21 protein-coding genes, 1 tRNA gene and 3 pseudogenes are annotated in these 21,378 nt (G+C 37.7%); 1 reads left to right on the forward strand and 24 read right to left on the reverse strand.

Translation table 11 applies throughout. The features are described 5' to 3' along the window. Positions 1–71: 71 nt before the first annotated feature. From HMPREF1514_RS02845 to HMPREF1514_RS02945, 23 genes and pseudogenes are all read right to left on the reverse strand, one after another. A complete protein-coding gene (locus HMPREF1514_RS02845; RefSeq protein ID WP_084635976.1) occupies positions 72–560 on the reverse strand; it encodes a DUF805 domain-containing protein in 489 nt (162 codons plus the stop codon). A gap of 79 nt (positions 561–639) precedes the next feature. After that, a complete protein-coding gene (locus HMPREF1514_RS02850; RefSeq protein WP_037597082.1) occupies positions 640–2,868 on the reverse strand; it encodes a DNA internalization-related competence protein ComEC/Rec2 in 2,229 nt (742 codons plus the stop codon). Continuing rightward, positions 2,852–3,556, reverse strand: a complete 705-nt coding sequence (locus tag HMPREF1514_RS02855; RefSeq protein WP_037597083.1) for a helix-hairpin-helix domain-containing protein — start codon at positions 3,554–3,556, stop codon at positions 2,852–2,854. The genes HMPREF1514_RS02850 and HMPREF1514_RS02855 overlap by 17 nt, the downstream gene beginning before the upstream one ends. A gap of 167 nt (positions 3,557–3,723) precedes the next feature. Further along, positions 3,724–4,191 (reverse strand): SsrA-binding protein SmpB, encoded by a 468-nt coding sequence (gene smpB / locus HMPREF1514_RS02860; protein WP_037597084.1) that lies wholly within the window; start codon positions 4,189–4,191, stop codon positions 3,724–3,726. Positions 4,192–4,356: 165 nt separating this feature from the next. Next, positions 4,357–6,493: pseudogene (rnr, locus tag HMPREF1514_RS02865) on the reverse strand (ribonuclease R); the annotation flags it as partial. 92 nt (positions 6,494–6,585) lie between these two features. Further along, positions 6,586–6,819 (reverse strand): preprotein translocase subunit SecG, encoded by a 234-nt coding sequence (gene secG / locus HMPREF1514_RS02870; protein WP_003024744.1) that lies wholly within the window; start codon positions 6,817–6,819, stop codon positions 6,586–6,588. Between the two features lie 39 nt (positions 6,820–6,858). Continuing rightward, entirely contained in the window at positions 6,859–7,008 is a 150-nt protein-coding gene (rpmG, locus tag HMPREF1514_RS09105; RefSeq protein ID WP_080979224.1) for a 50S ribosomal protein L33, read from the reverse strand. Next, on the reverse strand, positions 6,992–8,197 hold the full coding sequence (locus HMPREF1514_RS02875; protein WP_198014303.1) for a multidrug efflux MFS transporter: 1,206 nt from the start codon (positions 8,195–8,197) through the stop codon (positions 6,992–6,994). The genes rpmG and HMPREF1514_RS02875 overlap by 17 nt, the downstream gene beginning before the upstream one ends. A gap of 16 nt (positions 8,198–8,213) precedes the next feature. Beyond that, entirely contained in the window at positions 8,214–8,807 is a 594-nt protein-coding gene (gene coaE / locus HMPREF1514_RS02880) for a dephospho-CoA kinase (protein ID WP_037597087.1), read from the reverse strand. Between the two features lie 3 nt (positions 8,808–8,810). After that, the gene (gene mutM / locus HMPREF1514_RS02885) at positions 8,811–9,635 is read right to left on the reverse strand and encodes a DNA-formamidopyrimidine glycosylase (RefSeq protein WP_037597088.1); all 825 of its coding nucleotides are present in this window, start codon (positions 9,633–9,635) and stop codon (positions 8,811–8,813) included. Between the two features lie 7 nt (positions 9,636–9,642). Beyond that, positions 9,643–10,086, reverse strand: coding sequence for a GNAT family N-acetyltransferase (locus HMPREF1514_RS02890; RefSeq protein WP_037597254.1), 444 nt, complete (start codon positions 10,084–10,086; stop codon positions 9,643–9,645). A gap of 11 nt (positions 10,087–10,097) precedes the next feature. Then, complete coding sequence (locus HMPREF1514_RS02895; protein WP_037597090.1) at positions 10,098–10,622, reverse strand: DinB family protein; 525 nt, start codon at positions 10,620–10,622, stop codon at positions 10,098–10,100. Between the two features lie 50 nt (positions 10,623–10,672). After that, positions 10,673–11,227, reverse strand: a pseudogene (locus HMPREF1514_RS02900) (GNAT family N-acetyltransferase). A gap of 28 nt (positions 11,228–11,255) precedes the next feature. Further along, entirely contained in the window at positions 11,256–11,732 is a 477-nt protein-coding gene (locus tag HMPREF1514_RS02905; protein WP_037597092.1) for an NUDIX hydrolase, read from the reverse strand. Between the two features lie 60 nt (positions 11,733–11,792). Beyond that, complete coding sequence (locus HMPREF1514_RS02910) at positions 11,793–12,167, reverse strand: ComEC/Rec2 family competence protein (RefSeq protein WP_037597094.1); 375 nt, start codon at positions 12,165–12,167, stop codon at positions 11,793–11,795. 48 nt (positions 12,168–12,215) lie between these two features. Continuing rightward, positions 12,216–13,115 carry a GTPase Era gene (gene era / locus HMPREF1514_RS02915; RefSeq protein ID WP_037597096.1) on the reverse strand — a complete coding sequence of 300 codons (900 nt, stop codon included), beginning with the start codon at positions 13,113–13,115 and terminating at the stop codon, positions 12,216–12,218. A gap of 61 nt (positions 13,116–13,176) precedes the next feature. After that, positions 13,177–13,581, reverse strand: coding sequence for a diacylglycerol kinase family protein (locus HMPREF1514_RS02920; RefSeq protein WP_006269472.1), 405 nt, complete (start codon positions 13,579–13,581; stop codon positions 13,177–13,179). After that, positions 13,562–14,059, reverse strand: a complete 498-nt coding sequence (gene ybeY / locus HMPREF1514_RS02925) for an rRNA maturation RNase YbeY (protein WP_003069388.1) — start codon at positions 14,057–14,059, stop codon at positions 13,562–13,564. The genes HMPREF1514_RS02920 and ybeY overlap by 20 nt, the downstream gene beginning before the upstream one ends. A 118-nt stretch (positions 14,060–14,177) precedes the next feature. Next, the gene (locus HMPREF1514_RS02930; RefSeq protein WP_037597099.1) at positions 14,178–15,914 is read right to left on the reverse strand and encodes an ABC transporter ATP-binding protein; all 1,737 of its coding nucleotides are present in this window, start codon (positions 15,912–15,914) and stop codon (positions 14,178–14,180) included. Next, on the reverse strand, positions 15,911–17,641 hold the full coding sequence (locus tag HMPREF1514_RS02935; RefSeq protein WP_037597101.1) for an ABC transporter ATP-binding protein: 1,731 nt from the start codon (positions 17,639–17,641) through the stop codon (positions 15,911–15,913). The genes HMPREF1514_RS02930 and HMPREF1514_RS02935 overlap by 4 nt, the downstream gene beginning before the upstream one ends. A gap of 285 nt (positions 17,642–17,926) precedes the next feature. Further along, positions 17,927–18,641: pseudogene (locus tag HMPREF1514_RS09555) on the reverse strand (FAD-binding protein); the annotation flags it as partial. 170 nt (positions 18,642–18,811) lie between these two features. Continuing rightward, positions 18,812–18,884, reverse strand: a tRNA-Thr gene (locus HMPREF1514_RS02940). A 142-nt stretch (positions 18,885–19,026) separates the two neighbouring features. Beyond that, entirely contained in the window at positions 19,027–19,596 is a 570-nt protein-coding gene (locus tag HMPREF1514_RS02945) for a GNAT family N-acetyltransferase (RefSeq protein WP_037597103.1), read from the reverse strand. Between the two features lie 131 nt (positions 19,597–19,727). Here HMPREF1514_RS02945 and ald point away from each other — a divergent pair, with 131 nt between their 5' ends. Beyond that, complete coding sequence (gene ald / locus HMPREF1514_RS02950; protein ID WP_037597105.1) at positions 19,728–20,840, forward strand: alanine dehydrogenase; 1,113 nt, start codon at positions 19,728–19,730, stop codon at positions 20,838–20,840. A gap of 216 nt (positions 20,841–21,056) precedes the next feature. Here ald and HMPREF1514_RS02955 read toward each other — a convergent pair whose 3' ends face one another. Further along, entirely contained in the window at positions 21,057–21,377 is a 321-nt protein-coding gene (locus HMPREF1514_RS02955; RefSeq protein ID WP_003069408.1) for a TfoX/Sxy family protein, read from the reverse strand. Position 21,378 lies beyond the last annotated feature (1 nt).

A 21,378-nucleotide genomic window follows, 5' to 3' on the forward strand; every position in this document is an offset into this window, starting at 1 on the left:
TCTTGCGGTTGAGTAAATTGTTGCGTTTGAACAGGTTGTTGAGATTGTATTTGTTGTGTCGTAAATTGTCCTTAATCAACAGTAGATGTTTGCGCTTCTTTAGTCGGCATACAAAGTAAGATAATCAAAGCGATAGAACATGGTAGCATAGCTAAAACAGCTAAGATATTTAAAAGTGAAACCCACATCAAAAGTACAGGAGCTACATATAAAAAGATGAATGCCCAATGATAGCCAGCATCGCGCAAGCGACGCACAATAATTGCTAAATTTGGAACTAAAGTTGCTATCCAGAAAATACTCAATAAAATAATGATAATAAATGTAGAACCTAAGCTAGCTATAAAAACACTTGGATCAAATTCACCAAGTTCTTCCCGATAGTAAACTGCTTGTTGCACAATGTTGAAAATTGCAGTTAAAATCGACCCAAAAGCTATCATACCAAATGGCAGTGTAATCAACACATTGCACAAAACAGACCACCAATACTCAGGTCTTGTTGATTTTCCTTCAAAATCAGCATAATGAGTCCAAAACTTTTTATAAACTGTAAACATAATAAATCTCCTAAGTTTTTATTTTTAAATATCATACTCTTCCTACTAAATCAACGGAATTTCAATTTTAGAACTCTGACTATTGAACAGTTTCTAATTGCCATTTTGTCCATCCTGAAAACTTGATCGCCCCTCGTTCATCTGTTCGATAAATCTTCGCATTTAAGCGATTCAATCGCTCTATCATTTCTTGATTCGGAGATTTGGATTGGTTATTTTTCCCAACAGAAATGAGTGCAACTGCCGGTTCTATTTGCTGTAAAAATTTTGAATGTGATGAATTTTTGGCTCCATGTTGCCCAACCTTCAAGACATCTGTTTTTAGCTTTGGATAAAGTTGCATTAGCTTTACTTCATCCTCTTCTGTTAAATTGCTCATAAATAAAAACCTTGTACGAAAAAATTGACCATATAAAACTAGCGATTGATCATTCTTATTCGTACCAGAAAGAACTTGCAAATGATGATCAAAAATAGGAAGTTTGTCTCCTTGTTTTACGACATGAACAAATGCCCTTGTCTCCTTTAATTTATTTAAAAAGTCTGCATCATTCAAACTACTTCTGGAAATAAAAATTTTCTTTACCGCAAACTTTTTAACCACTTTTAATACATCTCCCGCATAATCTGCATTAGGATTTGTTAAGATTAGAGTATCAATCGTATCTATACCACGACTTTTTAGGTAAGGAATCAAAGTTTTCTCCGCATTTGATTTAGTTGTTCGTTTTTGCCAAGATTCTTTTGTTCTAATTTCTTCACGTCCTCCAACGTCAATCAATACATTTCTACCTTTCCAGTCTCTCAAAAAAAGACTATCTCCCCGTCCAACATCAACCATTGTGATCTCATTTTGCAAAGGAAATTTAGTTATAAAAAATAGTATAGCAAGACACAAGCTGAGCAATATCACCCATTTTTTATTTTTTCTAACATCATACAAAATAGCCAGTACAAGCAGCATAACAACTAATAAAAGCGAGCTAGGTTGCCCAAAAACGATTGGTCTGCCAAAGACATTTGCTATCCAACGAATACTATTTTCTAAGCCTTCAAAAAGAAAATTTACTTGAATGAGCTTTATGAAAGGTGAAATGAGAAAAATCAGTGTTAAACCCGGTAGCATCACTATATCGAAAATTAGTGAAAAAACAAATGTCAATAAAATAGACCAAGGTTGAAATTCTCCAAAATAAAAGATTAGAATCGGTAAAACACCAAGTGAAATGATACTACTCTCTACCACAACTTTTCTCCAAGAAGTCAGACTTTCAAAATCTATAACACTAATAACAAAAGCATAGGCACAGGAGAGAACTCCTCCTGCCGTTAAAAGAAAAGATGGCATAAGCAAGGACAACACCATTATTGTTAAAGCAAAATTATCTAATTTAGTGATACCATGTTGCGACAATAATTTCTGAATTAAGCTCCGTACAACGGATACTGAAAATCCAGTCATTCCTGCATAAAAGAAAGAAAACGGATATTGGCATTTATGAACCATTTCCTTCGTAAGTCCCAGCTTCAAAAGCAACTTACGAAATCCTTCCATAAAAAAGCCAACTTGCATGCCAGATAACGCAAATAAATGAATAATTCCCAAGCTAGAATAAAGATCACTCATTTCATCAAAATCTGTCTCTAATGCGCCAAATAAGAGCCCTGTCATGTAATGATTCATCGGATTTGGAAAATTTCTCTTAATGAAAACCAATGCCTTTCTTCGCCAGTTAGACAACCACTCAAACGGTTGGAAGCTAACCCTATCTTGACTAGACAAAATTTGATCCACCTTTAAAATCCGATAAATCCCTTGCGTTTTTAGATAGGCTTGATAATCAAAACCAGAAAAATTGCGTTGCTTTTCAGGAGATTCAAATTCCCCCTCAACAGTTAATGTGACAAGACTGGATAGATTTTGAAAAGCCAACTGTTCTTCTTTTGATTTCAATTTGTAGTAAATTTGATAAGTCTGCCCATTTGCTTTGCCGCGAAAAGAAAGCGAATCTCCATTTACCTTAATCGTGTCAGGTAGAACTGCTACTTGTCTTACAGAAGAAGGTTCTGCTTTTGTTTGCCACTCTGCCATTTCTCTACGAACAAAGAAAAAAGCAGCAAAACAAGCGAGAAACATTAAAGTTGTGAAACATTTTTTCGGTGAATAAAGGACAAAAAGACGGATTATTAGAAAAATAAAACAAAACCAAGCCAACCAGCTACTTTGATAGATTGCAAAATATAGCCAGACAAGTAAGAAAGCAATGTAAATTGGTTTAATCGGAAATATCTTAATCCACTGTGACATATTCTTTCAATTTCTCTAATGTTTTAGCACCAACTCCTGATATATTTTTAAGATCATCAACAGAATTAAATTTTCCATTTGCCTCACGATAATCTAAAATATCTTGGGCGCGCTTTTGTCCAATACCAGAAATAGACTGTAAATCAGACAAATTAGCCTTATTTAGATTGACCTTATTCCCTTTTTGTGCCGCAGTTCCATCGGTATCTGTCGTTAAAGTTTGTCCATTATTACTTGCAGCATTTGTTACATTTTCACCCATAGTTGCCACATAAATCACAGCCTCATCTGTTAGTTTTTGAGCCAAATTGATAGATTTGCTGCCAGCGTCTGTCGTTAGTCCACCCGCTTTTTGGATAGCATCATTTATTCGGCTTGTTTTTTTTAATTGATAAATACCTGGATTTTTAACAGCACCTTTAACATCTACAGTTAAAAATTCCAATTCTTCACTCGCTAAATTCTTTTGAGATTCTGTTTCTTCTTTCTGTTGTTTTTTCTTCGTTTCAGTTGAAGTTTCTTTCCGTTCTAGTTTTGCATTTGTGGCCTCTTGTGCAATATCTCCCACATTAGATTGTCTAGCAGATTTACTAGTCATCAGAAAAAATCCTGCTATGATCAAACCAATCAGGCTTAAACCAACTAAAATTTTATACTCTTTTATTTTTGTGATGATTACCTCTAACATTTTTCCTCCTAAACTGAATGAAAATTTACTTTATCTGTTTATTCGTAAAATAAATAAAAAAGCTGAAAAAATTTTTCAGCTTTTGCGATATTAGAAAAAGAATTTTGATAAGGATTAACCAATGAAACACTTCACCCTATTAAAAAATGAGAGTAATATAATGGGTATTATCGTATATTATAAGTCTTCATAGTCCGAGCAATATCTCTATTTTGCTCACGACGTTTAATAGATTCGCGCTTATCATAGTCATGTTTCCCTTTAGCCAATCCTAAAAGCAACTTAGCATAACCATCTTTAAGATAAACTTTGAGAGGAACTAAAGTCATCCCAGTTCCTTTGGTTTCCTGCTCTAATTTTTTAATTTGCTTTTTATGCAACAGCAATTTTCTCCTACGTTCAGGATCTTGATTCCAAATATTTCCTTCTTCATAAGGAGCTATATGGACATTACTGAGCCAGACTTCTCCATTTTTGATTTGAGCAAAGCCGTCTTTTAGGTTAATTCGTGCAGCGCGTACGCTTTTAATTTCAGTTCCAGTTAAAACCATGCCCGCTTCAATCGTATCAACAATAGTATAGTCGTGACGTGCTTTCTTATTTTGAGCGACGACCTTTCCCTCTCCTTTTGCCATTCTTACTTCCTTTCTTAGTCATTTCTTTATAAAATGGTTTCTTCCCTTTGCTTTTCTTTGATTTCTTATCCCTAGAAATGATTCCTTTTGAAGATTTGCTCTTTCGCTCTCCGTCACCGCGATAAGACTGTTGACGTCCGTCTTGCTTGAACTTGGAGTGCTTTTTCTTTTCAATTACATCATATTCACTAGGTAGGTATTCAAAGTCAATCTCACCAGTCGCCTTATCCGATCGAACTAACTTAATGCGAATCTGTTGACCGACTCGAAAAACAACACTGGATTTTTCACCCTGCAAAGTTAGATTACGTTCATTATAGTGGAAAAACTCTGGCAAGTTAGCTACATGAATCAAACCTTCAACTGTGTTTGAAAGTTCGACAAATAGACCGAATTTGACTACACTCGACACAATACCATCAAATTCTTCTCCCACAAATTCTTCCATAAACTCAGCCTTTTTCATAGCTTCTACTTCTCGCTCTGCTTCAATAGCTCGCCGTTCCCTGCTGGAAGACTGACTAGCAATATCTGGAATGACTTGCTCAAAATGCTCTGCTATTTCCTTAGAACGCCCGTAATCACGCACCATGCGATGAACCAAAAGGTCTGGATAACGGCGGATTGGACTGGTGAAGTGAGTGTAAAACTCGGCTGCCAAACCATAATGACCGTAGTTATGCTCTGAGTAACGAGCCTGCTGCATGGAGCGCAAAAGCATCATAGATAGCACTTCTTCATAGGGCTGACCATGCACCGCTTTCATAATATCTTGAAGAGCAGATTGACTTATAGAATTAGCCGTTCCATATACTCGAACTCCAAAGGTAGAAGCAAAGTCAATAAACTTCTGTACTTTTTCAGCTTTAGGTTCTTCGTGAATCCGATAGATAAAGGGCAGCTTTAGTTTAGCAAAATGCTCTGCCACCGTTTCATTTGCGACCAACATAAAAGACTCAATCATACGCTCCGCAAGGCCACGCTGACGTAAAATAATATCTACTGGACGTCCAGTCTTATTGACCAAAATTTTAGCCTCTTTCGTATCAAAATTAAGGGCTCCTCGCTTGAAACGCATCGTTTCTAAGATAGCATGAAGCTCTGCCATTTGCTCTATACTTGGCACAATCGCTTTAAAAGCTGCTCGTTTTTTCTCGTCTCCCGCAATCATGTCATTCACATCGCTATAGGTCATACGAAAAGTAGTTTTAATGATTGTTTGTGTAATGGTATGCTTGACAACTCGACCTTTTTGATCAATCTCCATGATAGCTGATTGCGTCAGCCGATCTACATTAGGATTGAGTGAACAGATGCCATTTGACAGACGCTCAGGTAACATAGGTATTACACGGTCAGTCACATAAACTGATGTCGCTCGATTGAGCGCTTCCTTGTCCAATTCAGAACCTTCTTGAACATAGTAAGAAACATCTGCAATATGAACTCCCAGTTCAAAATGTCCATTTGATAGTTTCTTGATATGAACTGCATCGTCCAAATCTTTAGCATCCGCCCCATCAATAGTAAAGGTAATTTCATTACGCAGATCTAAACGACCTTCAAAATCCTTTTTAGATGGCATATCCGGAATTGCTGACGCTTCTTTCAAAACTCTCTCTGGAAACTCAGACACAATGTCCATGGACTCCAAAACTTCCAGAACATCAATACCCGGATCATCCTTGTGACCCACTACATCCAAAATAGTAGCCACAAAAAAGTCATGCTTTTTAGTCGGGTACTTATCAATCTCTACTTTTAAAATCTCTGTCCCATCCAAAACCAAAGCAGGCTTCTTGATATAAATAGGTTGAGATATTTTCTGATTTTTTGACCGAATATAACCAACATACTTAGGCTTTTCTTCATCCAAGATGAGCTGACCCACTGCTGTTTTTAAGCTGTGTTCCAAAATATCAATAACCTTCGCTTCAGCAGATGTTCCCTTGCTGCGATCTGCAACCTTAGTAATTGCAACTTCTACCGTATCACCATCAATCGCATAGTTGACATCATTGCGACCAATAAAAAGGTCATCCTCTTCTTCATTTAAGGTAACAAAGCCAAAGCCATTTTTATGGGCGTGAAAGGTCCCTTTCAAAGTAAGCAGCTGCTTTTCTTTACGAAGTTGGATTTTCCCAGCATTGCTAAAGGTCAATTGACGTTTTCGCTCCATTTCAGAAATCGTCTGAACTAAATTTCTAAAGTCTTTTGCTTTTTCTTTTCCTAATCTTTGTGCCAGCTCATCCATACTAGCTTCTTTCTTTTCTCTTAAATAGTTTAAAATTTCTTCTTTCATTCTTTCCTTTTTTCTTATATTCTCTAAACTTTAAGTTACTTTTTCCTCACCTAATACAGAAAAAATAGGCAAAGACAAAGTCAGAGCCCATTTTATTTACTAGATAAGATTGTCAGCATTAGTGCAATCAACAACCAAAAGAAAACCATCACTCCTGTCAAACGCTGCATAACTGCTTCAAAGCCTCTTGCTTTTGGTCGTTCAAACAAATCTCCTGCACTTGCGTCAAATACATTACTTGATTGATTTTTTGTAGGTTGCATAAAAATTGCGATTAAAATAAATACTGATAAAATTAATAAAATGGTTAATAATAAATTATACATATCAAACTCCTTAAAATCCTATCTATTTTACCATAAAATTTATTTTGATTCAAGATGTAGGGTCACTTTTCTTTCTTTAGGGCAATACTTTAATACTTCAATTTTTTCTGGATGCGTTTTCATATTTTTGCTCGTTAAATAATTCTGACTGCCGCAACTTGAACACTTTAAATTAATCTTTACTCGCACTGACTTCCTTCACTCCTAAATATTTTCTAAAACTAAACAATAAAAAGAAAAAGTTCAATAAAGCTAAACCTGCTGTACTATAGAAAACCCAATGATAGCCAAAATGAACAGAAATGGCTGACCCCATTAACGGCCCAATAACACCACCGATATAAAAGAAAGTTTGATTGTAACTGAAAATCCGTGAAATACCTTCTTTTGGTGTGATTTTATTGAGGAGAGAGCTAACTCCAGGCAGAAGAGCTCCAGTGCCCAATCCAAATAGAAAGCGATAAATTCCCAATTCAAGTGGCGTTTCGGCTCTAGCACAGAAAATATAAATAACAAAACTATACAAAAGAGCCAGTAAGAGCAAACGGTGATTTCCTATTTTATCTCCTAATTTTCCCAGCCAACCAGATGAAAATATGCTTGAAATGCCCATTGCTGAAACGATTGCACCAGATACCAATAACAAATTTTCTTTTTGCCCTAAAGAGCGGATATAAAGTGTCAAAATAGGGGAAATGGACTGTCCAATCATCTGAATCACCATGCTAGTAATAAACAAGCCAAAAAGCATTGATTTTTGAGGAATTTGTTGAAATAGTTGCTTGGTCGAAACTTCTTTTCCTTTAGAGACAGGATGAAAATCTTCTTTTATCCCAAAAATGGTCCACAAAGTAACGACAAACAAGAAAAATCCAACCAAAAGGAAAACATTTCTCATTCCCAAACTTTGAGCTATCATTCCTCCTAAGAGCGGTCCCATCAGAGTCCCCGCTACGACACCTGTTGACAATGTTCCCAAGGCATAACCAGAGTGTTTTTTAGGAGCTTGACTAGCAATCAAAGCCGTGCTATTCGGTACATAACCAGAAAACACCCCATTTAACAGTCTCAATACAATGAGCCAAAATACATTCGGTACAAAAGCCAAGCCTCCCATCGTAAAGGTCATTGCAAAAGCTGCCCGAATCATCATTGGTTTGCGACCGTACCTATCAGCTAAACTTCCCCAGACAGGCGACAAAAGTGCGGCTGTCAAAGCTGTACTCGAAACCGCCAAGCCTGAATAAAATTCAACCATAGAGCCTCTGGCGCCTAATTCTTCCACGTACAAAGACATAAAGGGAACAACTAGTGACAAGCTAGCACCTATAAAAAAGTTACCCAGCCAAGCAATCCATAAATTCCGTTTCCAATTCACTTGATTCTTAATAAAATCATCTTCTTTCTTTGTCTAAAAATGCCTGCACCTGCTTTAAAGTAGCCAAAAGCGCACCATTATTGTCAATCACAATCTCAGCTCTTTGTCTTTTTTCTTCCAAAGAAAGCTGAGCTGCTATGCGTCTTTGAGCCTCTTCTTGACTAAGATTATTTCGAGTCATCAAACGTTCTAATTGAGTATCTTTGCTCACATCTACTAGCCAGATTTGATCAAACCAATCTTCATACTCCTGCTCAAATAAGAGTGGGATATCCATAAAGAAAAGCTCTTCTGTTGCTGCCAATTGATTACGTTTTAAAGCTAATTCTTCTCGAATAATATCATTTTGCAAGCGACTGGACTTCTCTAGTAAATTGGGACGACTAAAGAGAAGAGCTCCTAGCTTTTTTCGATCCAATTGACCGTCTGCCAATAAAATTTCTGTTCCAAATTCTGACAACAGAACTTGATAAAGTCGACCTCCCGGTTTCTGCAATTCATGAACTACCTGATCCGCATCAATCACTTGATAACCTTGAGAGCGCAGGAAGTCTGTTACAACTGATTTTCCAGAGGCAATTCCGCCTGTAATTCCAATTATTTTTGCCATGTCCTACCTCATTTTTTGACAATGTGGACAAAGGTGAGTTCCGCGACCAGCTAGTTTGATTTTTTCAATTTCATGACCACATCTAGTGCAAGGTTGCCCTGTTTTTCCATAGACTTGCAAGAAATCTTGCATTGTGCCGTCTTCTCCTAAAGCATTGCGATAAGTGCGAATAGTCGAGCCTCCCTTTTCAATTCCTAACTGCAAGACCGCAATAATTTGTTCTCGCAGATGCTTCATTTCTGCTCTATTCAGGCTTTGGGCTGCTCTTGCTGGGTGAATCTGTGCCCGCCATAAAACCTCATCCACATAGATATTACCAAGACCCGCTACTAAGGTTTGATCCAATAGGTAAGGTTTAATCGGTTTCTTAGACTTTCTCAGAGCTGTTGCAAATGGTAGTAAATGAAAGTCTAATTCGGTCGGTTCTGGTCCTAACTTTTTAGAGAGAAAATAGCTATCCAGCTGTTCTTTTTTCAACAATTCCATTGTACCAAATTTCCGAACATCCTGATAAACGAGGTTGCTGCCATCTGTAAAACGAAAAATTACATGAGAATGCTTAGTCAATTGGGCCTCTTCAGGGTAGAAAAGATACTTTCCTTCCATGCGCAAATGCGAAATCAGCACCCAATTTGTCAAATAAAAAATCAGATATTTGCCCCGACGCTCAACAGCATCAATACTTTGTCTCGGTAAATCTAAGACAAAAGTATCTACCCCTGTCCCAATCATCTTGGTATAACGGACATCTACCTTTTCAATCTCTTTTCCTTTAACCAGCCGCTCCAAACCACGGCGTACCGTTTCTACTTCTGGTAATTCAGGCATGAAATTTTTATCCTTTCTTATCCAAATTTAACGTGTAATGGACTGTTCGACTTATTTCTTTAAATCCTGCATTCTTATGAAAAGCTTGACTGACTGCATTGTCTATATCACAATCTGAAGCTAGCTGAGACACTCCTTTTTCTGTCGCCCACGACTGAGCAAAGTCAAGAAGCTGAGTAGCGATACCATGTCTTTGAAAAACAGGTACTACCGCTATGCCTTCAATATATGCAACAGGAAGTTGCTCTGCTCCTTCCACATACTCCGAACGCATAGATAAGCTGACCCAAGCAACGGCTTCTCCTTCTATGTAGTACAAAAATTCATTAGGAAATTTCCCTTCAGAAAACGCTACTAATAATTTCTTTTTCTCTATCTTCCAAGCTAAATGAGCAAAGTAAGCCCAATCAGCTAGCTGAGATTTTTCTACCTCTCGGATTTCTCCTATCATGATTATTTCTTTCAATCTTCTCTTCCTAGTAAACGGCGTGCGTATACTGTCTGACCTGAATGCATAGCCGCATCGTCAATGATAGATACTAAACGATTTCCACGTTTAACAGCTGGAATCCAATTCTCATCGACAACATCATCCAGACTATCATCATTTACCTTTGATAAATAAGCAATTGTTGCCGCAACCGCATCAGACAGATAACCTTTAAGAAAATCAATATCTGTCACCACAACTTTATGCGCTTCTTGAGGAGTGTGATGCCAATCTTCCGTATCATCTGGTAAATCCAAAGCAAATTTTTTCTTCCAACCTTTAGAAAACCAGACTGGATTAGTCTTTGCTAAATCAGCAATCTGGAAATCCAACTCCCGTGCCGTATGCCAAGCCAGCCAAGTGATAGACTTAATAGATGGAGCAGTATCTACAAGTGGAAAAGCGTTCACCTCTTCTAAAGACAAACCTTCCAATACAGACAAAAAACGCTCCTGAGCTCGTTCTACATTTTCCACTAAAAGTTCTACAAATTCCATTGTCCTGCCTCCTTTATTAAACTGTATCAAACACTAAAATACATCTATTATCACTGCAAATCTGATTTTAAAATTCCATAAGAGGAAAAATCCTTGATCTTCCCTTTATGAAATACTGCTTTACGAAAGATTACCTCGTATATCATTCCAGCCTTGGCCATAACACGTCCTGAAGCAGGATTGTCAGTAACAAAGTCTGCTGTGACACGATTAAAGTCTGCTTCTTTCAAAAGATAAGAAAGCTCCTCTTGGAGTGCCTCAGTCATCAAACCTCGTCCCCAATATCTTTTACTCAGGACATAACCAACTTCGCAAGCATTAATATCTTCATCTATGTCCACCACACTAATATCGCCAATCACTTCGTCAGAATTTTCTTTCAGACAAATCGCCCATTTATAAAAATCCAGATCCTGATATTGTTAAACCCACTGAGCCACTGATTGTTTGATAACGTCAGTATTCTCATGAGTAGACCAAGTTACATGACGAAGATTGTCTGGTTCAGAGGCTCAGTTACGATACATGGCAAGGTAATCTTTAGCTACAAAAGGGCGAAGCAGCAACCGTTCTGTTAACAATCTTTGTGTTCCGATATGTTTCATAAAATCTTATCTCATCATTATTCTTTATTCAATGCCCCAGAGCAAAGCTGTCTGCAAAATATTCCGCTAACATCAAACGGTGTTTATCACTTACAGAATCCAGCTTCTCAATTTCTTCCTTAGAAAAGAAACGCAGGCGCAAGGTTTCTTCATTGTGAAAATCAGAAATATTTACTGGTGAAACAGCCGCCAGCTCATAGATGAAGACAACCGTCTGCACCTTGTCACCATTAGGATAGACTTCCTCAAAATTGCTATAAACATTGAGAAAACGTGTTGCTTGTACTTTAATTCCCGTTTCTTCAAAAAACTCACGCTTAGCCGTATCAAGCGTGGATTCGCCAAGCTCCATTGTACCACCAGGAATTGCCCATGTTTTCTTATCGCCGCGTAATTGCAAAAGTACGAGTCCATCCTTATCTGTCAAAATGCCCCCAGCAAAAGTCAGAATAACCTTGTCATGCCCAACTTTTGATCGGATATAGGAAATGTAATCTTGAGTCATGTTTAATACTCCTTCTCTTTCCACTCAAAGTCTACCAACTCTATTTTCTGATTGCTTTGTCTATTTCTGATGATCCATTTCTTCTATAATATGACCATAATGGATTTTCATAGCTTTCCTCAATTGCTGGCTAAACATCCCAAACATTAAATAATAAGCCAGACCAAGACACAATAAAGCGAATATTGGCACCAAGAATAATTGTACTATGAGGAAAATTAAATTTGCTCTACCACTAAATATCGCCAGCAACGGCATTAGGACAAGAACAACTACTAATGTCATGCCAGCTGTCTTGAATCCCTTATATCGTTGCTCTTTCAATTCTAAGTACTGATGGTAGATAGACCTTACTTCATCCTCTTTATAACGATTACAAAGCAAGCCGTCCTTTATTTCCTTATCTAAACTGGTAATCCCAATTGAATAAACCATTTTCTTCTCCCTCTCCTACGTTAGATTCTCTGTCCCTAAAAGTCGTCCTCAATACTCCTTCTCATTATAGCCAAAATCTGCCAAATCCAATTTCTTGTCCCGCCAGTTTTTCTTGACTTTAACCCAAGTTTCGAGATAGACTTTGTCGCCTAGCATGATTTCAATGTCACGGCGTGCCATTTTACCAATTTTCTTGAGCAGAGCCCCTTGCTTGCCAATGATAATCCCCTTTTGACTATCACGCTCCACCATGATGGTAGCACGAATATGTACCTTGTCCGTCTCCTCATCACGTTTCATAGATTCAATAACTACAGCCACTGAATGCGGTACTTCTTGCTCCGTTAATTTCAAAATTTTCTCTCGAATCATCTCAGAAACCAAAAAGCGTTCCGGGTGATCGGTAATTTGATCCTCTGGAAAGTATTGAAAGCCTTCTTCCAAGTTTTCTTTCAGCAATTCCATCAGACGAGGGACATTATTGCCTTGCAGGGCAGAAATGGGCACAATTTCCTTAAATTCCATTTGTGTCCGAAAATCATCAATCTGCTCCAGCAACTGGTCTGGGTGCACTTTGTCAATTTTATTGATAACGAGAATGACAGGAATTTTTGCTGCTTTGAGACGCTCCATAATCATATCATCACCCCTACCACGCTTTTCATCAGCAGGAACCATAAACAGGACTGTCTCTACCTCCCGTAACGTTGAATAAGCAGATTCTACCATAAAATCACCGAGTGCTGTCTTAGGCTTATGAATTCCCGGCGTATCAATAAAGACAATTTGCTCCGTGTCTGTCGTATAAATCCCCATAATCTTGTTACGAGTTGTCTGAGCCTTATCACTCATAATAGCAATCTTTTGTCCCATGACATAATTCAGAAAAGTTGACTTCCCAACATTAGGACGTCCTAAAATGGCTACAAAACCAGATTTAAAAGTCATTATTTCACCTCTATTTCACTAAATAACAGAAAATCGGCAGTCTCCCCCGATTTCCAAATCTTTAAAAAATCAAATTCCAAATTTTAGGAATGAAAATAACCAAACCTGTCACAACTGCAAATCCAGAAACTACTAAAACTGCACCAGCTGCCATATCCTTGGCATTTTTAGCTCGTATGGAGAAGTGATAATCACTAGCTAAATCCACCACATTTTCAATAGCCGAATTCATAATCTCAAAAGCGATAACCAAAAAAATGCTCAAAAAAAGGAAAAGCCATTCTATCGCAGATACCTGAAAAAGGAAGCCTGCAAGCACCACCACAACTGCTGAAACGGCATGATTACGCATATTACGTTCTTCTTTGATTGCCGTAAAAATCCCTGTCAGAGCAAATTCTAAACTCGAAATGACATCCCGATTCTTCCATTTGCGCTTGTTTTTTTTATTGTCTTGTAAGTCCATAAGCAGTCAAAATTTCTTCCTGTAAACCAAACATTTCCGCCTCTTCTTCTGGCGTATAGTGATCGTATCCATTGATATGCAAAAAACCATGCACTGCAAGAAAGCCCATTTCTCGCTCAAAACTGTGACCATACTCTTCTGCTTGCTCGCGCGCCTTATCTATGGAAATAAATAGTTCTCCGATATAAGCATCAAAATCCTCTAACATTTCCGCCAGCTCAGGATTTTTTAATAAGTCCTCCTCATCAATGGCAATGTCCAGCTCAGGCTTGTACTCCAAACTAATAACATCTGTCGGACGGTCCGTATCTCGATATTCTAAATTCAGCTCATGACTACGCTCATTTGTGACAAACGTTACAGCCATTTCCTTATTTTCTTTCCCAATCTTCTTCGCAGCAAACTGCAAAATTTCCTGCGTTTGCTTTATCATTTTTTCCGAAACTTGATTTGTTTCATCTATGATTTCAATGTACATCATGCACCCACTTTATTAGTATCATTTTCATTATACCATATTTCAATTAGGGATGGCTGATTTATAAATCATTTACTATTTAGTTCTGCTCTTTATTGCACATTTTTTCTTTCAAAACTTATACTTGTTGCTGGAGACGGCTCATTTGAGCATAAATCCCATTTTGTTTTACCAATGTGTCGTGTTGCCCTCGCTCTGCAATCTTTCCTTCAGAAATAACCAGGATTTGATCTGCCTCTTGAATGGTTGATAAACGATGAGCAATGATAAAAGTTGTTCTCCCTTCCTTTACAACAGCCATTGCTTTTTGAATCAGTTCTTCAGTTTCTGTATCAATATGAGAAGTTGCTTCATCCAATATTAAAATTTGAGGATTAGCATAGAGAGCTCGAGCAAATGAAATCAGTTGACGTTCACCGCTTGAAAATGCTGCCCCTTTATCCTTTACAGGCTCATCAATTCCTTCTTTACAACGAGCCAGCAAGTCCCCTGCACCGACTTTTTCTAAAGATTCCAAAACTTTTTCACGATTGATGCCTGAATGGCTCATAGCTACATTAGTTGCTAGTGTTCCTGTGAATAGATAAGGATCTTGCAAAACAATCCCCATGTGACTACGAAGACTTTCACGAGAATATTGTTGAATATCTTGTTGATCAACATAGATTTTCCCTTTTTTAGGATCGTAGAAACGATAAAGTAGGTTCATGATAGAAGATTTTCCAGAGCCGGTATGTCCTACCAAAGCAACCGTCTCTCCTTTCTTTGCTTTAAAACTAATATTGTGCAGAACTGTCTTGCCTTTCTCATATGCAAAGCTCACATGTTCAAATGTAACTTGTCCTTTAACAACTGCCAACTGTGATTTCACATCCTCTTCCTGAGGTTGATCTAACAATTCTAAAACTCGTTTTCCTGTTTCCAATGATCGTTGTACATTTGGGAAAAGCCGAACCAGAAAACCCATCATCTCAAATAAATTGATAATATAATTGAGATAGATAAACAGTACACCAGCGGTAATGACATTGCGACCGCCTAAAAATTGCTGGCCAACTATCGTCAAAATGACAGCAAGCACTGTATTTTTTAAAAATTCCGTTAATGGCCAAGAAGACAGAGCACTTACCCATACAATTTGTTTATCAGCTTGGCTCATTTTTCGAGCAGTTGCATTAAATTCTGAAAGAACTGTTTTTTCCTGATGATATAACTGTATCAAGCTGGCTCCATGCATCAATTCATTCACTTGATTATTGATATCACTCCGTGAATCATAAAAGTCTTTCATCGGCTTGTCTGTTAGTTTTTTATAAAATACTTGTATCCCATAAAAAGCAGGAAGCAATAGCAAAAGTACCGAGGCAGCAAGCGGACTAAGGTAAAACAATAGAGCGTAGGTAAAAACAATCCGAAGAACTTGAATCAAAACACTAACCAAACTAGCATAAAATTGTCTTCGTAAGGTTTCCGTATCATTTACAATTCTGGTTGCAATCTTACCTGCCGGTTTATCATCAAAGTAAGAAATCGGCAAATTTTGCATAACCTGATAAGCTTCATTCCTCAGATGTTCTGCTACTTTGTTTCCACAATGCGCTAAAAGGCGATCACCTAAGTAAGTCAGTATGCTCCCCAAAACTACAACAATTATGTATAATCCAGCTAATTGCAAAAGCTGAACCTGACGATCTTTTCCGCTTCCAATCTGTGTAAGCGGTCCGTCTATCATATTTCTCAAACAGAGAGGAGATAGTTGGCTAGTCACCGTTGCTAAAACAGCAATTCCAACCGCAAAAAAGAATGCAGTTCGAACAACTCTTAGTTCTTTTAATAAACGACTAATGATACTCATTTGCTCCCTCCTTTCTGATGTTGCTGCCGCTGATATTGTTCGGCATACCAGCCTCCTTTATTTAGCAACTGGTTCGGTGTCCCTTCTTCAACAATTTGTCCATCTTCTAAGACAAGAACCCAGTCTGCCTGCTGGATAGCTGACAAACGGTGTGTCACAATGATCGTTGTCTGATTAGCTCGCATATCCTGAAGATTTTTGATAATTCGACGCTCTGTTTGAGCGTCAACTGCTGACAAAGAATCATCCAAAATGAGGACTTCTGGTTGTCTAATAAAGGCACGTGCTAAAGAAATTCTTTGTTTTTGACCGCCAGATATTGACACTCCTCTCTCACCAATAAGAGTTTCCAGTCCGTCTGGCATTCGTTTTAAATCTTCTGAAAATGCTGCTGTTTTAATAGCTTTCTCAATATCGTTTAATGTCGCATTTCTCTTACCAAAGGCAATATTGTCTTTGACAGATTTTGAGAACAAAATATGCTCCTGAGGGACATAGCCAATCATTGCTTCAATCGATGGACGTGAATAGTGACTGACGGATTTTCCATTTATCTGAAATGTACCTCGTCCAACAGGATATTGCTGAAGAAGCTGACGAACTAAGGTTGTTTTACCAGATCCTGTTTTTCCAACAATACCATACGTCTTTCCTGCTTCAATTTGCCAAGCTATGTTACGCAAGCTAGGTCTTTTTGTTTGTGGATAAGTGAAATGATAATTCTGAAAACGAATAGAGATAAGATGTTTTAACTCCTCTTTGCCACTCATTTTCATATCATCTGTCGTTTCAATCAATTCTGTGACCTTTTTAAAAGACGTTTTCCCTGTTTGATAGACCAAGATAAAGTCCGACAACATCCAAAAAGGTTCAATAAGGCTAATCATATACAATTGAAGAGCGATCACTTGCCCAATTGTTAACTGTCCCATTTTTATAAAAATAGCCCCAATAAGAAGCACAATAATCGTTGATAAAGCGATAAAGACAGAGGAGAGAGGCGCGTAAAGATATTGAATGCTGGCAATTTGATCACCAACCTTAGATAAAGCTTTTGTGCGCAATTGGAACTGTTCTTTCTGAGTTGTCTTCTTGCTATAAGCACGCGCAACTCGGACTCCCTCTATTGTTTCCAGCACCTCATCATTCAAAGATGCCACTGCTTCACGATTATTTTCGACTAGTTTATCTTGTTTTTTACCAAGAAAATAAATCCAGATCATCAATGTCATAAGCGGAATCATAGCCAGTAAGCTAATTTCCCATGATATAAAAAACATGGTCGGAATGACAAAGACAATCATACCTCCAGCATATAAGAGAATTACAATTCCATAACCAGCCATCTCCATCATTCCTTCAACATCTGTTGAAAAACGCGTTAGAATATCACCAGAACGAAATTTTTCGTAGAAAGGCATTCTCATAGCTACCAATTTTTCAAAAGCTCTTCTTTGAATGAGAAATTTATAATCAATGGACGATTGAAATATCTTTAAATGCCAATAGTAAGCTGAAAGATAGTTACAAATCGTCACCAGAGCCAACAAACTAACATCTCTAATTAAATTCTGCTGTGTCAAACTATGATGCGAAAGATGATCTACTAAACGCTGAATTACCTGTGTTGGAATCAACATTGTAAAATCATACAATAGTAAAACCAGAGCAATGGACAAATATAACCATTTATGCTCTTTTATATATCCAAATAAACTTTTAATCATCCTAATCCTTTCCTAAACACACAAAAAAGCTCAAGACAGAATAAACCTGTCCTGAGCTTACTTGTTTTTATTTATTTTTTCATCAAAAATAAATTACAATGCTGTGCTAGAAAGGAGTTCTGTCGTATGATATACCTGAGTACTGTTTTGTTTTACATTATTCATGATACATTCTCCTTTCTACTTTTAATTAGTTAATACTTTAACATTAAAAGAAATGCTTGTCAAGAATATTTACAAAAAATTCTCCCAAAACTGAATGAATTTTCTGCCTTAAAATCAAGATTAACAATTCTTTGTAATAGCAATTTCGGCTGCAATACGTCCAAAAGTAAAAATATCAGTAAGGAAATTACCACCCAAACGGTTTCCAACATGCAATCCGCCAGCTACTTTCAAGCTGCGTAGAAACTTCGGATAACTTGTCCTTGCTTATTGATAACATACGTTTTCGTATCAATCTTAAGACCGCTCATAGTATGGTGAACGACTGGTTTTCAAGGAGTGGCATAAAATGGTGACTTTTCAAATTCAGGATCATAGCCTGCATCAACATAAATATTATAAGCTGTGATCGTCTTGGTAAAGACCTGTGGCTCCATTTGTCGCTGTTAAGCCAACTCTTTCAAACTATCTGATCGGTAAATCATTCCATGTGCTACCTGTGCATCAATCTTTTCTTGACTAGCTGTTTCTTTCATATTATCGTCTACAATCAGATAGAAAAAACCACCATTGTCAATTGCTGCCTGAACTCATTTATCCCGACTACCGTACTCATCTACAAAACGTTTTCCTTAAGTATTGACCATGATGAAGTTAGCCGGAGGCGCCTGTAATCGGGTCAGATACCAGCATTATTTGATAGAAGTCCAAACCGACTAGGTCTGTACCAACGCTTTGACCTAAGAGAATACCATCACCTATAATAGCTGGTGAATTTGATGTCTTAATATCGTCGCATCCAGTATTGATTGTATTGCTGCAACATCATAGGATTAAGATACAAATTAAAAGCGTTGATATGATTAGCTTTAAAATACTCTTTCAACAAAGAAATCATTGATGTTTCTTGATTATTCTATTAGAATGTGAAAATAATAACAATATTGATTTCTGCTTTTATAATGCAAAAAAGCCCATTAAAATTGGGCTTTTTCCTGTTCTTCATGCTAATTGCCGGGATCGAACCGGCGACCTCATCCTTACCATGGATGCGCTCTGCCAACTGAGCTAAATCAGCAGTCCCTATCTACTATATCATGCAGAGAGGTACTTGTCAATAGATTTGAAAAATGTTTTCATTAAAAGAAAAAAATTTTGCTAGAAGGTTCCAGAAAAGAACCTAGTCACCATTAAAATTTCCTATAAATCTCACATTCACATCAGTATTTTTCAAAATAATCTTTCTTTGTCAAACGATAATAAACTCTCTGAGAAATTCGGCCTTCCTCGTGCTCATCGAGTGCTGCGCATGGGTCAATATGGGAAAACTTCATACCAGCCTTTTCCATAACCCGTCCTGAAGCTGGATTTTCTACATCATGGAGAGCAACCAACATATTCATATCCAAACTTTCAAAAGCCATTTGAAGTATGGCTTTTAATGCTTCCGTTGCTAAGCCTTGATTCCAATATTTTTTATTGATGACATAACCAATGGCTGCCTTTTTAAGGACCGGATCCAGCTTGTGCAGGTCAATGCTGCCAATCAGTTTATCCCTTTCCTTCAGTTCAATTCCCCAATTTCCAAGTGCCCGCCCCATAAACAAACGCGCAATAACATTTTTAGTTTCTTCCAAGTCTTTGTTAGGTAAAAAAGTATAGCGAGTATTTTCTTCATCAGAGGAATATTCAAACATATCTTCAGCATCATCTAATGTCACAGGTCGCAAGAGCAAGCGTTCTGTTTCCAAAATTCGATTTTCAGCTAGCTTTAGATAAATACTTTCCATTTTGCACGAATCTCCTATTTTGCCTCATAGCATAACATAAATATTCACCGAAATCAATGTTTTCTGATTTTATCTTGATTTTTAAAGCGTTTTCATATACAATAAAAACATCCCAAAAAAGGAGGAAGTCTATGTTAATTGGTATCCCAAAAGAAATTAAAAACAATGAAAATCGTGTTGCTTTAACGCCAGCTGGTGTTCACAGTATCGTCCAAAAAGGTCATCAGGTTTTAGTTGAAACTAAAGCTGGGCTTGGTTCTGGATTTATAGACGCTGACTATAAGGCACAGGGAGCGACAATTGTTGCAACTGCAGCGGAAGCTTGGGCAGCTGATCTAGTTGTCAAAGTAAAAGAACCCTTAGTTACTGAATATAGCTTCTTACGTGATGATCTCTTGCTTTTCACTTATCTGCATATGGCTACTGCGCCTGAATTAGCTGATGCTATGACGATTAGCAAGACAATAGGAATTGCTTACGAAACCGTTCGTGACCAAGAGGGGAATCTCCCCTTACTTGTGCCTATGAGTGAAGTGGCAGGACGTATGGCTGTACAGATTGGTGCTCACTTTCTAACCAAACAAGAAGGTGGTTCTGGTGTATTACTGGGTGGTGTTCCAGGTGTTCCAAAAGGAAAAGTCACTATCATCGGAGGTGGTGTGGTCGGAACCCATGCCGCTCGAATCGCTCTCGGCTTAGGGTCTCAAGTCACTATTCTAGATATCAGCGCTAAACGCCTATCCGAACTAGAAAATCTTTTTGGTCATCAAATTCAGACCCTTATGTCTAATTCTTTCAATATTGCTGAAAGTGTCAAAGAGGCCGATGTAGTGATTGGAGCGGTGTTAATCCCTGGTGCCAAAGCTCCCAAGCTTGTTACTGATGAAATGGTCAGTAAAATGCGACCTGGTTCTGTCATCGTTGACGTAGCCGTTGACCAAGGTGGGGTTGTTGCAACTGCTGATCGTGTAACTACTCACGATGAACCTGTCTATGAAAAACATGGTGTACTTCACTATGCCGTTGCCAACATACCTGGTGCTGTTGCTCGCACATCAACTCTTGCTTTGACAAATGTAACACTTCCTTACATTGAAGCTTTGGCGGACAAAGGGTTTGAACAAGCTATTACAGATGATTGGGGGCTACAACAAGGAGTGACTACTTATAAAGGTTATCTCACTAGCCGACCAGTTGCAGAAGGGCTCAATCGTGACTACACTGATATCGCTGATTTAGTATAAGTTTTGAAAATAAAAGGATATGCCAACTTGCTTCGCAGGTCCTATACACCACCTTTTAAGCAGTTTTTTTGAACAATCACCTACTACACTGCTCATTTATTATAAAAATAATTTGAGTCTGAGACGCTATTGTCCCAGACTCTTTTTTACTTATCATTTTAAGTCGTATAACTATAAGAAAAGAGGTTTCAAATCCACCTCTTTGCTTCATTCCATTTATTTTTTCTTTTTAGGTTTAGGTAGCGGCAATTGATCATACATGGCTAAAATTAAATCTTCTAGAAACACCTTATTTTCAAGGTCTTCCACTAAAATCATTTCTTTGGCGCCTTCGTATGGAAACTCATACGAGGGTTGGGCAATCTTATCTAAGACTGCTTGAACTGGCTTAACTAAAAAGCGATTATCATAAATACCACCAATAATCTTACCACGGAAGTAAAGAATATACTCTCCCATCATAGAACGGTAAGTCACATCATCTAATCCTGATAATTGCTCCAAAACAAATTCCAAATAGTTTTTACTTGATGCCATT

Origin of the sequence: Streptococcus sp. AS20 (assembly GCF_000524255.1) — a bacterium.
GTDB classification, from domain to species: domain Bacteria; phylum Bacillota; class Bacilli; order Lactobacillales; family Streptococcaceae; genus Streptococcus; species Streptococcus constellatus.

Excerpts from the sequence above, each read along its gene's own strand:
- ald (WP_037597105.1), top strand. The coding sequence starts at position 19,728 with ATGTTAATTGGTATCCCAAAAGAAATTAAAAACAATGAAAATCGTGTT.
- HMPREF1514_RS02910 (WP_037597094.1), bottom strand. The coding sequence starts at position 12,167 with ATGGTTTATTCAATTGGGATTACCAGTTTAGATAAGGAAATAAAGGAC.
- HMPREF1514_RS02855 (WP_037597083.1), bottom strand. The coding sequence starts at position 3,556 with ATGTTAGAGGTAATCATCACAAAAATAAAAGAGTATAAAATTTTAGTT.
- HMPREF1514_RS02895 (WP_037597090.1), bottom strand. The coding sequence starts at position 10,622 with ATGGAATTTGTAGAACTTTTAGTGGAAAATGTAGAACGAGCTCAGGAG.
- HMPREF1514_RS02890 (WP_037597254.1), bottom strand. The coding sequence starts at position 10,086 with ATGATAGGAGAAATCCGAGAGGTAGAAAAATCTCAGCTAGCTGATTGG.
- coaE (WP_037597087.1), bottom strand. The coding sequence starts at position 8,807 with ATGGCAAAAATAATTGGAATTACAGGCGGAATTGCCTCTGGAAAATCA.
- mutM (WP_037597088.1), bottom strand. The coding sequence starts at position 9,635 with ATGCCTGAATTACCAGAAGTAGAAACGGTACGCCGTGGTTTGGAGCGG.
- smpB (WP_037597084.1), bottom strand. The coding sequence starts at position 4,191 with ATGGCAAAAGGAGAGGGAAAGGTCGTCGCTCAAAATAAGAAAGCACGT.
- HMPREF1514_RS02945 (WP_037597103.1), bottom strand. The coding sequence starts at position 19,596 with ATGGAAAGTATTTATCTAAAGCTAGCTGAAAATCGAATTTTGGAAACA.
- secG (WP_003024744.1), bottom strand. The coding sequence starts at position 6,819 with ATGTATAATTTATTATTAACCATTTTATTAATTTTATCAGTATTTATT.
- HMPREF1514_RS02935 (WP_037597101.1), bottom strand. The coding sequence starts at position 17,641 with ATGATTAAAAGTTTATTTGGATATATAAAAGAGCATAAATGGTTATAT.
- HMPREF1514_RS02930 (WP_037597099.1), bottom strand. The coding sequence starts at position 15,914 with ATGAGTATCATTAGTCGTTTATTAAAAGAACTAAGAGTTGTTCGAACT.
- HMPREF1514_RS02905 (WP_037597092.1), bottom strand. The coding sequence starts at position 11,732 with ATGACTCAAGATTACATTTCCTATATCCGATCAAAAGTTGGGCATGAC.
- HMPREF1514_RS02845 (WP_084635976.1), bottom strand. The coding sequence starts at position 560 with ATGTTTACAGTTTATAAAAAGTTTTGGACTCATTATGCTGATTTTGAA.
- era (WP_037597096.1), bottom strand. The coding sequence starts at position 13,115 with ATGACTTTTAAATCTGGTTTTGTAGCCATTTTAGGACGTCCTAATGTT.
- HMPREF1514_RS02955 (WP_003069408.1), bottom strand. The coding sequence starts at position 21,377 with ATGGCATCAAGTAAAAACTATTTGGAATTTGTTTTGGAGCAATTATCA.
- HMPREF1514_RS02850 (WP_037597082.1), bottom strand. The coding sequence starts at position 2,868 with ATGTCACAGTGGATTAAGATATTTCCGATTAAACCAATTTACATTGCT.
- ybeY (WP_003069388.1), bottom strand. The coding sequence starts at position 14,059 with ATGTACATTGAAATCATAGATGAAACAAATCAAGTTTCGGAAAAAATG.
- HMPREF1514_RS02920 (WP_006269472.1), bottom strand. The coding sequence starts at position 13,581 with ATGGACTTACAAGACAATAAAAAAAACAAGCGCAAATGGAAGAATCGG.